8 protein-coding genes are annotated in these 13,096 nt (G+C 49.0%); 5 read left to right on the top strand and 3 right to left on the bottom strand.

What is annotated here, in order from left to right:
* Nucleotides 1-24 precede the first annotated feature (24 nt).
* A complete protein-coding gene (gene polA / locus ACO6UX_RS01905; RefSeq protein WP_422444343.1) occupies nt 25-2,772 on the top strand; it encodes a DNA polymerase I in 2,748 nt (915 codons plus the stop codon).
* Nucleotides 2,773-3,398: 626 nt separating this feature from the next.
* Here polA and ACO6UX_RS01900 read toward each other — a convergent pair.
* Both ACO6UX_RS01900 and ACO6UX_RS01895 read right to left on the bottom strand, forming a co-directional pair.
* Nucleotides 3,399-3,722, bottom strand: coding sequence for a hypothetical protein (locus ACO6UX_RS01900; RefSeq protein ID WP_422444341.1), 324 nt, complete (start codon nt 3,720-3,722; stop codon nt 3,399-3,401).
* 58 nt (nt 3,723-3,780) lie between these two features.
* Nucleotides 3,781-8,631 carry an NAD-glutamate dehydrogenase gene (locus tag ACO6UX_RS01895; RefSeq protein ID WP_422444339.1) on the bottom strand — a complete coding sequence of 1,617 codons (4,851 nt, stop codon included), beginning with the start codon at nt 8,629-8,631 and terminating at the stop codon, nt 3,781-3,783.
* A 734-nt stretch (nt 8,632-9,365) separates the two neighbouring features.
* Between ACO6UX_RS01895 and rpmB the strand changes: the two genes are divergently transcribed.
* From rpmB to ACO6UX_RS01875, 4 genes are all read left to right on the top strand, one after another.
* The gene (gene rpmB, locus ACO6UX_RS01890; RefSeq protein ID WP_101745336.1) at nt 9,366-9,602 is read left to right on the top strand and encodes a 50S ribosomal protein L28; all 237 of its coding nucleotides are present in this window, start codon (nt 9,366-9,368) and stop codon (nt 9,600-9,602) included.
* 33 nt (nt 9,603-9,635) lie between these two features.
* Entirely contained in the window at nt 9,636-9,803 is a 168-nt protein-coding gene (gene rpmG / locus ACO6UX_RS01885; protein WP_034834535.1) for a 50S ribosomal protein L33, read from the top strand.
* 211 nt (nt 9,804-10,014) lie between these two features.
* Entirely contained in the window at nt 10,015-11,340 is a 1,326-nt protein-coding gene (yegQ, locus tag ACO6UX_RS01880; protein WP_422444337.1) for a tRNA 5-hydroxyuridine modification protein YegQ, read from the top strand.
* A gap of 31 nt (nt 11,341-11,371) precedes the next feature.
* Complete coding sequence (locus ACO6UX_RS01875) at nt 11,372-12,037, top strand: hypothetical protein (RefSeq protein WP_422444335.1); 666 nt, start codon at nt 11,372-11,374, stop codon at nt 12,035-12,037.
* 50 nt (nt 12,038-12,087) lie between these two features.
* Here the strand turns inward: ACO6UX_RS01875 and ACO6UX_RS01870 are convergent, their stop codons facing one another.
* The gene (locus tag ACO6UX_RS01870) at nt 12,088-12,510 is read right to left on the bottom strand and encodes an H-NS family nucleoid-associated regulatory protein (RefSeq protein WP_101745333.1); all 423 of its coding nucleotides are present in this window, start codon (nt 12,508-12,510) and stop codon (nt 12,088-12,090) included.
* Nucleotides 12,511-13,096 lie beyond the last annotated feature (586 nt).

Below are 13,096 nucleotides of genomic sequence, written 5' to 3'. Positions count from 1 at the left end.
GAATCGTAAGTGAGTCCGTAATCCATGTCAGAACAAGCCAGTACGCCGCCACTCATACTCGTCGACGGCTCATCTTACCTTTATCGTGCCTTTCATGCTTCTGAGCGGGCCAATCTGCGCACGGCTGATGGTCGACCAACGGGCGCTATCCGGGTCATGACAAACATGTTGCGCAGTCTGATGCGTCAATATCAGGATAGCCATGTTGCAGTCATTTTTGACGCCAGGGGGAAAAACTTCCGCCATGACCTGTACAGCGAGTACAAAGCCACCCGGAAACCAATGCCGGACGACTTGCGCTCACAAATAGAACCCATACATCACATTGTTCGTGCGCTTGGCCTGCCTCTGTTAATGATTGAAGGCGTTGAGGCGGATGATGTGATTGGAACGCTGGCCAGACAGGCAACCGAGAAAAAGATCAACACCATCATTTCCACGGGCGATAAGGATATTGCCCAGCTGGTGACTGAGCATGTGTCGCTGATTGATACCATGAATGATGCGTATACCGATCAACAGGGTGTTGAAAGTAAGTTTGGTATTCCTGCCAGCCTGATTATTGACTATTTGGCATTGATGGGCGATAGCAGCGATAACATCCCGGGTATGCCGGGTGTTGGTCAGAAAACAGCATTGGCTCTGCTTAATGGCATCGGCAGTATCGATGAGATTGCCGGGCGGTTGGATGAAGTGGCTGCGCTTGGTTTTCGGGGGAGCAAAAACTTTGCTGAGAAGTTCACCGAGCACAAGGATATTGTGTTGTTATCCCGGCAGCTAGCCACCATCAAGACCGATGTAGAGCTGCCGGTTTCCATTGAAAGTCTGGAAATGCAGCCCCTTGATAAAGAGCAACTGTTAGCGCTGTTTAAAGAGTACGAATTCAGGACGTTGATTGCCGAGCTGGAGAAAGAAGGCTCTGTTTCCAATGGCAATGAATCTGACGAACAAACATCAGGTGCTACCGGTGAGTATTCAGTGGTGACTGAGGAGACCGAGTTTCTTAACTGGATAGCACAGCTGGAATCGGCAGAACTGTTTGCGTTTGATACCGAAACCACCAGCCTGGATTACATGGTGGCTGAACTGGTGGGTGTTTCATTTGCCATTGAACCCGGCAAGGCGGCTTATGTGCCGGTTGCCCATGATTATCTGGGAGCACCAGCCCAGCTGGAGAGAAACTGGGTACTGGAAAAACTCAAGCCTTTGCTGGAAGACCCGGCAAAACAGAAAGTAGGTCAGAACTTTAAGTACGACCAGAGCGTGCTGGCCCGATATGACATTCAAATCAAGGGGGCCGCTTTTGATACCATGCTTGAGTCCTACTGTTTGAACTCCATCGCCACCCGGCACAATATGGATGCCCTGGCTGAGCATTACCTGAATCATAAAACCATCAAATATGAGGATATTGCCGGCAAAGGTGCTAAACAACTGACGTTTAACCAGATTGAGCTTGAGAAAGCAGGCCCCTATGCGGCAGAAGATGCGGATATTACGTTACGTCTCCATCTTGCCATCTGGGAGCAGTTGCAGGCTGAGCCTTCGTTGACGGCGGTGTTCCGGGAAGTAGAAATGCCGCTGGTGGATATTCTTTCACGTATTGAGCGCCATGGTGCCCTGGTGGATGGTGTCCTGCTTAAACAACAGAGTCTGGAGATTGGCCAGCGTCTCAAGGAACTGGAGCAAGCAGCCCACGATGTGGCAGGACAGGCATTTAACTTATCATCACCCAAACAGTTGCAGGAGCTTCTGTTTGATAAGCTGCAACTGCCGGTTATCAAGAAAACGCCCAAGGGTCAGCCATCAACTGCTGAAGAGGTCTTGCAGGAGCTTGCCCTGGACTATGAATTACCCAAGCTGATTCTTGAGCATCGTAGCTTAAGCAAGCTCAAGTCCACCTATACCGAGAAACTTCCGCAGATGATTAATGGGGCGACGGGTCGTATCCATACCTCTTATCATCAGGCAGTCACCGCCACTGGACGACTATCCTCCTCGGATCCTAACCTGCAGAATATTCCCATTCGAACCCCGGAAGGTCGTCGGGTGCGACAGGCATTTATTGCACCGGAAGGTTACCAGCTGGTGGCGGCAGATTACTCCCAGATTGAGCTGCGAATCATGGCACATCTCTCTGGGGATAAAGGCCTGCTGGATGCTTTTGCCCATGGGCTGGATATCCATAAGGCGACGGCGGCTGAAGTCTTTGGCGTGGCGCTTGATGAGGTAACGGGTGATCAGCGACGAAGTGCCAAAGCCATTAACTTTGGTTTGATCTACGGCATGTCTTCCTTCGGACTCGCGAAACAGCTGGGGGTATCCAGGAAATCGGCACAGGAATATATCGACCTTTACTTTGCACGTTATCCGGGTGTTTTAAGGTACATGGAAACAACCAAAAACTTCGCCCGGGAAAAGGGGTATGTGGAGACAATATTGGGTCGTCGTCTGTATCTGCCGGAAATCAATGCCAGAAACGGTATGCGCCGTCAGGGTGCTGAGCGAACAGCGATCAATGCACCTATGCAGGGCACTGCCGCAGATATTATCAAGAAGGCAATGATCAGGGTTGATGAGTGGCTGCAAGCGTCGGGGCTTGATGCCCGTGTCATTATGCAGGTCCACGACGAACTGGTGCTTGAAGTTGCCAATGAGAGTGTTGAGGCCGTTGTTGAAGGGATAAAAGTGCAGATGTCCAGTGCTGCCGAGCTCAGTGTTCCACTCTTGGTTGAAGCCGGTATTGGGGATAACTGGGATGAAGCCCATTAGTACACGGTTTCAATGTATTTGATGGGTTCCTTCTATTTGTAAGTTTTTTGTAAACGGTGGAACTTTATTACCATATTGCTTGTCTCATATAGTGAGTCTCAAATGAGTTGCTCCTTGTGTGTTAAGTGTTGTTGATGTTGAAGCGGTATATGTTTCCCCGCATCTATCGTGTAAAGCCAGTGTCCTTTTTCAGGATGCTGGTTTTTTTTAAATTTTTTTTATTTTTCAGGGAACTTTTTGGAATTTTGCTTGTCTGAGTATATGAGGATGAGAAAAAGGCAGTAGTTCGATTCTGATTTCTCGTTGCTCACTGTGTGTTTTGTGTTGACATTAACTTGAGTGGTAGGCTGCTCCCCTGTAGCCGAAGCTATATAGCCAGTATCCTTCCCCCGGATGCTGGCTTTTTTTCTGCCAAATTTTTTATCCAACCGAGTCTAAAGAATGGCCTTTGTTGACCGTTAAATAACCTGTGAGGTGGGCTTGGTTGATTACTTCCATGGGATGCTGAGTCACCCGGATCGCGATAAACCCTTAGCTGTGTACTTTGTCGATGTTGCTGTAACAATAGAGACGTCATGAAACGGTCATCTTCCCCTGATGACCGTTTTTTTTTGCGCCTGTATTTTTCATTTCTTTATCTCTGTCTCAGGTGTCTGCCCCGTTGTTTGGGCGCTTAAACCACAACCTGATTTTGCCGGTGTTTCAGGCAGCAATTTATACTCTGCAAGACACTTGATAACACTTTTCCGATAACGAGGGGCCCTTCCCCCACAACAAACACTTGATTTTTTATCCAGTGGGCAGCGGCGCTCAACTTTCCATACACCATAATTTTGTGGTCCGGGAAGGGGTGATTTTTGTCCGTTACTGTCACTTTGGGTTGTATTGGAGGAACTGACTGTCACCTGGCTTGCGCAACCACCGTCCAGCACCTTTGTTGTTGCTTGCATGATAATCTCTCTATTGACCAGTTACTCCACGAGGCATTCAGCAAATTGGACAAGCCCCTTAGCTTGAAGCAATAAGCGACAGTTCCTGTACCGCTACTGACAGCATGGCAAGGTTTTGCTCTCTGGCGGATTGTATTTCCCGGATTGTCGCTTTCCAGCGATCAATCAGCTCAGCATTTTTTTCCAGCCACCGCTTAAGGCGCTCTTCCGGCTTTCCCTGTGAATGGGTCAGAACATGAATACAATTATCATTGAGGGTTTGATCCAGCTGATCTTTCAGGGAAGATTGTGCCTTGCGTTGCCAGAGGTCGTTAACCGGCAGTTGACGAATACGTTCTCTTAACCAGGGCAGGCACAGATAATCTTCAAGGGCAAAAAAGACAGAGGCCACATCAATAACGGTAAATTGATATTCATTCGCCACACTGACCATAAACAGTACGTAATAAAGATATCGAAGGCTCGCACAGGTTTCCGCCAGCGTTTGCGGCAGCTGTGCTTCCTGAAGCCGGGTAACCCTGCCACCCAGCCAGGCACAATCTTCCTCTCCCAGCAGCTCCGCCAGTTGTCCGCTGACGGCACAGACGCCCGGTTTATAGTTACTGATGAGCGACTCTATATCCATAGGGCAGCCATGATTCTTCAGCAACCAGATGCAGGCTTTTTCGATATGCTGCTGTATTCGAAACAGTTCAACTCTCTGGATATCATCTTTGACATCAAAACCCAGGCTTTCAAATTGATCCCAGATGGATGGTATGGAAAAGATCTCTTTTATCGCCATAAATGCCCGGACACAATTAAGCTCCGACTGTCGGGTTTCCTGATGGATATACTCAATAAACGTTGCTCCCATCCGGTTGCCGACCTCATTGCTGAGATGGGTCGCCAGTATTTCAGTTTTTAATGGGTGATGTCTGATCTGATCAGGGAACTGGTTGCGCAGCGGTGATGGAAAATAGTCCAGCAGTTTTGCCGCCAGTATCGGGTCATCAGCCACATTGGCTGAGACCAGGGATTCAAACAGCTCCAGCTTGGTATGGGACAAAAGAATGGCTATTTCTGGCCGGGTAAGGCCTTCGCCGGCTTTCACCCTGGCTTTAATTTCTGTATCCGATGGCAGGCCGTCCTGAGCCCGGTTAAGACGCCCTTTTTGTTCGAGATTTCTGATCAGGAAGCGGTGGTCATTAAACAGCAGAACATTCTGTTGCAGGCTCAGGCTTAGCCTCTGGCTCTGTAAAAAATTATGCCTGAGAACCAGCCTGGCAATCTCATCGGTCATACTTGCCAGCAGACTATTACGCTGCTTTATGGTTATGTCACCATCATCCACCATCTGATTGAGCAGAATCTTGATGTTGACTTCATGGTCTGAGCTGTTGACCCCCCCTGAGTTGTCTATGGCGTCGGTGTTGATCAGGCCGCCCCTGCTGGAGAATTCAATTCTTGCCAACTGAGTCAGGCCCAGGTTTCCGCCCTCCCCTACCGCACTGGTATTCAGTTCACTGGCACTGATCCTGACATTATCATTGGACCGGTCCCCGACATCGGCATTGCTTTCACTGCAGGCTCTTATGTAAGTGCCAATCCCGCCATTCCACAACAGATCCGCTGGTGCTTTCAGAATTGTCTGGATAAGTTCCGCAGGCGACAGAATGGTTTTATCCGTTGCCAGTGCGGTTCTGGCCTGCTTGCTCAAAAGAATGCTTTTCAGCTGGCGACTGAATACGCCACCACCTTCTGATAGTTTGCTGCGGTCGTAATCGTCCCAGGAGGACCGGGGTAAATTAAACAGGCGCTGACGCTCATTGAAACTGACTGAAATATCCGGATCAGGATCAATAAAGATATGCTGGTGGTTAAAGGCGGCGATCAGACGAATATGGTTGGAAAGTAGCATGCCATTGCCAAATACATCACCGGACATATCACCAATACCGATGACCGTAAAATCCCGGGTCTGAGTATCGATTTCACGCTCTTTGAAGATCCTTTTTACCGACTCCCAGGCACCCCGGGCAGTGATCCCCATTTTTTTATGGTCATAGCCCTGGCTGCCACCAGAGGCAAACGCATCCCGCAGCCAGAACCCATAGGATTGGGATACATCGTTGGCGATATCGGAAAAGCTGGCGGTGCCTTTGTCCGCTGCCACCACAAGGTAAGGGTCGTCATCATCGTAGCGTATGACGTTTTCAGGAGGGATGATGTTTCCGCCCTGCAGGTTATCGGTCAGATCCAGAAGTCCGGAGATAAATGCTCGATAACATGCAATCCCTTCCGCCTGTATTTCTTCCCTGGAGCCATTGGCCGGGAGATTTTTGGTGACAAAGCCCCCCTTGGCCCCGTGGGGAACAATAATGGCATTTTTGATCATCTGGGCTTTGACCAGCCCCAGAATCTCGGTGCGGAAATCCTCCATCCGGTCTGACCATCGTAATCCTCCCCTGGCAATCTTCCCACAGCGCATATGGATGCCTTCAAAGCGAGGCGAGTAGACAAATATTTCAAACATGGGCCTTGGCTGAGGTGAGGTTGGAATCTTTTCCGGTTGCAGTTTGAACGACAGATAACCTTTTGGCTCCCCCTGTTTCTGATAGGCGCTGGTTCTCAACATGGCCTCGATAACACTGAGAAAGTGACGCAGGATCCGGTCTTCATCAAGGTTGGCGACACTGTCCAGCAATTGGTAAATCCTGTTAGAGCAGGCATTGGCCATGTTAAGGCGATCACCACGGAAATCCGGATAAAAACGGATGCTGAACAGGTCTACGATTTCACGCACCACCGATGGGTTACTGTTCAGCACTTTCTGCATATAGCTCTGGCTGAAGGGCACTGGCAGTTGCATCAGGTATTTGGACAGAGCCCTGATGAGCACAACCTGCTCACAGTTCAAACCGGCTGAAACCACCAGGCCGTTGAAACCGTCATTCTCCATATCCCCCTTCCAGGTGCGATTAAACACCTCCCGGAACTGCTCCCGCAGATGGGTATCTTCAAGGTTGGTCTGGTTTGAGTTGTCAACGTCCGGCGGGTTTATTTTGGCTGTCAGAGCGTTATCATGGCCATCAGGCTCGATACTGAAATCAAGCACCCAGGCATTTTCCTGACGGTAGGGGCTGATGGCGTAAGGCCTTGCGCTGCGAACCCGGACGCCCATTTGCTCAAGAATGGGAAGTACATCTGAGAGTGCCAGGAGAGGCCCTTTACCCAGCACCCGGAAGTGCCACCGATAATGGTCGGTAACCGGACGGTAGAGACTGGTTTTTATCTGATGACTGTCTTTTATCGATTCCAGACGTTGAATGTCTGCTACTGCCTGTCGGGGGGTAACATCCTCCCGGTACGCGGCGGGAAATGCCTGCAGATAACATTGTGCCAGCCGGTTACCCGAAGCCTCGCCAAATGCCTCTTTTAACGCCTGTTGCAGGTAATCTGTCCAGTTCAGCATCGCTTCGTGAATCATGGCTTCCAGCCGTTCAACATCGATATCCTGCTGGCTGGCATGACGACAATGCACGGTAAATTGCAATTGCGCCATTGGGTTTTCCGATAGCTGAACATTGAAATCAATACTGTTGCCACTCAACTCACTGAGCAGGATCTGTTGCATCTGTAAGCGAAGTTCTGTGTTGAAATTATCTCTGGATACGTAAATAAGCACCGTAATAAAGCGGTCATAGGGGTCGGGACGAAGGAATACTTTCAACTGCCGCAATTCATGGCAGTCAAGAATCCCGTTAATGACGGTCTTAAGTTGTTTAAAACTTGCCTGCAGGAGCTCGTCCCTTGGATAGTTATGAATAATGTGGCGAAGGGCATTACCCCGATGGCTGTTTATCGGGCAACTGTTGCTTTTTAAAAGCCTGGCCACTTTCTTTCGTATCAGCGGGATGTCATCCAGCGGGACGTTGTAGGCGGTTGACGAAAACAGTCCGAAAAAACGCCATTCCCCGGTGACTACACCGGCATCGTTAAATTGTTTTATCCCGATATAGTCCAGGTGTGCGGGTCGATGAACCGTTGAGCGGCTGATGGATTTGGTGATAACCAGTAACTCAGGTGCCTGAATTTGTGAGGCAATATAGGGGGACAGCTCTTGCTCTACCGGATGCTGATGGGGGCCCTCCCGAAATGTCCCCAGACCGGTTTTGCTGTTGGCGCGTAGTCTTAGTGTGTTTGACCCATGGATGATCTCGTAATAGCGAAAGCCGATGAACAGAAAATTGTCTTTTTTCAGCCACTTCATAAAAGCAAGCGCTTCTTTCTGTTCAACATCCGGTAATGGCACAGGGTGGCTTTGACACCATTGAATGGCGTCATCCAGCCTGGTTTGCATTGCCTCCCAGTCAGAAACCACTTTATGAACATCCGCAACGATATCCCGGATACCGGCAGCGACTTTTTCTAAATCCAGTTGTTCCGGTTGGCGGTCTATTTCAACCCGAATAACGGCCTCGGTTATTTCTGCCTGTAGCGTGCTGATGCCTTGCAGCTGACCTGTGCTGTCTCTTTCTAATCGAAGGGTGGGGTGATTCAGGCTGTAAACTTTTATTTTCTGACGATCAAGCTCCATCAACACAGAAGACACCAGAAAGGGCATATCATCCGTGATAATTTCAACAATGCTGTGTGTGGAGTGCCAGTGGTGGGTTTCCGGTTCCGGGTTGTAGACGCGGATCTTGATTTGTTCCGGCTGCCGGGCCTGTAGAAACTGCCACAGGCAGAGGAGTGCGCCATAGCAGTCATCGGTATTGATCCGGGTCAGGTCTTTGCTGGCAACTCCCCGGTAATAGGCATCAGCAAGCGCCTGTATTTGCTCATATTCTTTGGTTGACATGCGCTTTGCCAGAAGCGATTGAACCTGATTAACGATGATGGCTCGAAAATCGGTAAAGCGGTCCATGATATTCCTCTGTCACTGGAATTGAGTACGGCAAACTGTCCCACCTGATTTGCCGGGTTATAAGTAGTTAACCAAATGAAATCATATATTTCTGACTAAGTTGTCAGTCACTCTGCGCCGTTGCAACTCCGGTCACATAGCTACGGCTATGCTCCCTACGTTGCGCCTTGCATAGCAACTGCCCACTTAGCCAGAAATATACGATTCAATTTGGCCAACTACTTACCATAACTGTCAATGCTTATGGGCCAGAATAAATTGATCACAACGATCTACTATCATTGGTTTTCCGCAGTGACAACTTTTGGGTGACATCGATCAATACCGCTGTATAAAGTTGCGTTTGCTCTATTGGCAATGAGCCGATTAAACAGTGTCTGGTTGCGTTAACAATGTCAGCCTGGCTTTGCTGACAGCCTTCTTGTTGAGCTTTTCTGTCAAGCTGCTCGTCAAGCCTCTCGTCAAGATAGTCGAGAAATAGCTAAAATGCCTTGGGATTGCTGATTTTGCGGGGGCTAAGCATAATCCGTAGTCCTGATGGAATTTGCAAGCGGCGTCCAATTCTGGTATAAAGCCCGATCTTTGTATGAGGGTAGCTGCTGATGAGTCTTGAAGGTCTCTTGACTCTGTAACCATGGGCAGATCTGCCCGAAGCAGACACTGGAATTCAGTTAAGTTTTCCGGCCTCATGGCTGGTGATTTTGGTTTAAGAGACGGTTTGAGAGGCCATCCACATGTCCAAGGTTTGTCAGGTTACCGGCAAGCGCCCGGTTACCGGGAACAATGTTTCCCACGCTCAGAATAAAACCCGTCGTCGCTTCGTGCCTAACCTGCACCACAAGCGCTTCTGGGTTGAAAGTGAAAAGCGCTTTGTGCGCCTGCGTGTTTCTGCAAAAGGCATGCGTATTATCGACAAGAAAGGCATTGATGCCGTTCTGGCTGATCTGCGCGCCAGCGGTCAATCTTTTTAAGTCGAGATAGCTAACTTAGCAGGAGCATAAATCATGGCTAAAGGTATTCGTGAGAAAATCAAGCTGGTTTCCAGCGCAGGCACTGGTCATTACTACACCACCACCAAGAACAAGCGTAATACGCCTGACAAGCTGGTGTTCAAGAAGTATGACCCGGTTGTTCGCAAGCACGTTGAGTACAAGGAATACAAGATCAAGTAAATCTTGTTTGCTTTGCTCTGGTCCGTATCAGGCAAACTGATACGGACCGCCACTCACTTCTGTTGCGCTTTCCCCCCTCTGTTAATATTCCTGCTCAGGATCAAAACCTGCCATCCCCTGCTTTGCACTTAGTAACTGTGTGCTCTCACTACTGTTGCATTGTGGTTGCACTGTTATAATGCGCGCCATTCAAGAACATCAGCTGTAGGTCATGATGAAACCGGAACTCCTTTCGCCAGCCGGAACACTGAAGAATATGCACTTTGCTTTTGCTTATGGTGCAGATGCTGTTTATGCTGGCCAGCCCCGCTATAGTCTGAGAGTCCGCAATAACGACTTTAAACTGGATAATCTGAAAAAAGGCATCGATGAGGCTCACGCCCTGGGCAAAAAACTGTATCTGGCCAGTAATATTGCGGCCCATAACAGTAAGGTGAAAACCTATCTCCGGGATATGGAGCCGGTTATTGCCATGGGGCCTGATGCACTGATCATGTCCGATCCGGGTTTGATTATGATGGTGCGTGAAACCTGGCCGGATATGCCAGTCCACCTCTCGGTTCAGGCGAACGCAGTGAACTTTGCCACGGTAAAATTCTGGGCCAGGCAGGGGGTTGAGCGGATTATTCTGTCCCGTGAGTTATCCCTGGAGGAGATTCAGGAGATCCGGGAAGAGTGCCCTGATACCGAGATTGAGGTCTTTGTTCATGGTTCGCTCTGTATCGCTTACTCGGGCCGCTGTCTGCTCTCCGGTTATATCAACAAAAGAGACCCAAACCAGGGAACCTGCACCAATGCCTGTCGCTGGCAGTATCAGGCCCATGAGGCGAAAGAGACTGAGAGCGGTGATGTGATTCCGGTCAGTAGCAGCCCGGAAATGGTTACTCCAACCCTGGGGACTGGCGAAACATCTGACTCTATTTTCCTGTTGCAGGAAAGGGGGCGTCCGGACCAGTATATGCCTGCTTTTGAAGATGAGCATGGCACTTATATTATGAACTCCCGGGATCTCAGGGCTGTCCAGCATGTTCGTCGCTTGACGGAGATGGGCATTCACTCCCTCAAGATCGAAGGGCGCACCAAGTCTTTTTATTATGTTGCCAGAACCGCCCAGGTATACCGTCAAGCCATTGATGATGCCGTAGCGGGGAATCCATTTGATATGGGCATGATGGACACTCTGGAAAATCTGGCCAACAGAGGTTATACCGAAGGCTTTTATCGTCGCCATGTGCACGATGAGTATCAGAATTATGAAACCGGTAACTCACGGGAAAGCAAGCAGCAGTTTGTCGGTGAAATTGTTGAGTTTGACGATCAGCAGCTGACGGTGGATGTGAAAAACCGCTTTGAGTTGGGGGATACCCTGGAGCTGATGACCCCCAAAGGCAACTATGTGTTTAATCTGGAGCATTTGGAAAATCGCCGTGGTGAACGTATTGATGTAGCTCCCGGATCGGGCCACCTGGTAAAAATACCAAAGCCTGACGGTGTGTTGCCAAATGCCCACTCACTGCTGGTGCGTAATCTGCCCTAATCCGGTGATACTCTGAGTCGATAAGATCGTTATGGATCTTACGACCTTTACCAGTATTTTTTCCAGCTCTGCCTATAAGCCGTTAAGCCAGCATCGACAGGTGATCCTGGATGCCCTGGTGCTATTGAACAGGCAGTTGCAGAGCCGGTTAACTGCCGATGACCAGTGGCATGAACGGGCGAAATGGCTTGTTGATTTTCTGCCCGCCGTGGAAAAACTGGAGCAGGAAATTCTGGCCAGGCTCAACCAGCCAACATTGACCGCGCAGCCCAAGGGGCTGGTGCTCTCCCTCTTACAGACTCAGAATAACCTGGCACACCTGATCTGCCGACTGGCTGAGCGATTAACGTACCGACCTCCCAGGCTTACCGAAGACTTGCAGCGTTCTGTTGAACAGTTGAATCAACACTTTGCCAGCGTTGTTTATAGCTTGAAGTCGGGCGTTGCAAAACAGGACCGCCTGGGCATCGCAGGATTTAGAAAACAACAATCCCGGGCTTTGCTGGAGGTTAATCAGGAAGTAAAGATGGCTGTGGATGAACTGCGGAATATGATTTCAGCCTGCAAAGGTGAAGTCTTCCAACATGAAGGCGAGTTGGACCCACTTGATATGGCCCTTTTACTACTGTCCCTTGAAGATATGGATGACCTGACGCTCTGGATTCGCTCAATGGTCATCCACATGCAACAGCTGTAACTGATCAATGTCGGTGAGATGAGAAGCGGGATTTTTACAGAATCCTGACTTTACTTGATAATGCACTCTGCCCGCTTTTTCTGAGTTTTTTCCAGGTACTCCTGAAAGTCTTTTGGTAGTCTTCCAGTGGTTGAGCCTTCCCAGTACACAGTTTGTCCGGCTGGATTTTCATATTGAAAGGTATGCTTTGCGACAGTTCGTCGGCGTTTGCCCGTTTTGCCCGGGTCGTTAATGTTGTCCAGATCTGAGAGCGTAATACCAAGTTCCGCCATTTCTTTGTGTATAGCGACAATGTCTTTCATCTTTTTCTGTCGTTTTGCATCCTCTTTAACCCTGGATTGCAATTTTTCCTTATGTACCCCTTTCAGGCGGTCCAGAATTTTTTCCAGCTCCTGAACACTGACATCTTTGAATAGCGAGCGAATCCGGGATTTACTACCTAGCCGATGATGTAACTCATCCAGTAATTTCATTGTATACCCTCAATCTACTGGAGCCTTTGACCGTATGAGGCAATAAATAATGCATCAACACGGACATTAAGAAAGTCGACAAATATCTGTAACGCAAGACTGGAACGGTTACCTGTCAGTTACGCAGGTATGGGGTAATTCACAGAATGGTTCTGCTTATTACTCGTTCGATATGAATAAAAGTAATGTATTTTGTTTGATTGGCAAGAAAATGGTGAGTTTGACCCTTATAAAATGCTGCTCTTCATTTTACTGGTTACCCCTGTTAACAGTCGGTTACTGCCCTCTATTTATCAAGTTATAAGGCACATGTTTTATTCAGATACTTTGCTGGATTGTATTGCGTAAGTCAGGGCCGTAGCCCTTGCTCAATGCGGCTTTTTGTTGTCATCCATGTTGCAATATTTGACCAGACCCTTGCTTGCGCCCCGTCGTTTTTCAGCCAGGGCTGAACCGTCTTCCCGATGGTGATTAATTGAAGAACAGATACATTGGAGGGATCCTGTTTACCCGTCGATAACAGACGCTATAGCCCCGTATTTTCTGCTCATGGCGATTGGGGGTTACCGGTTGGCCTGGATAAGTG

It is taken from the genome of Endozoicomonas sp. ALB091, assembly GCF_049310265.1.
Classification (GTDB): Bacteria; Pseudomonadota; Gammaproteobacteria; order Pseudomonadales; family Endozoicomonadaceae; genus Endozoicomonas.
This window is presented reverse-complemented; position numbering and strand designations above follow the sequence as displayed.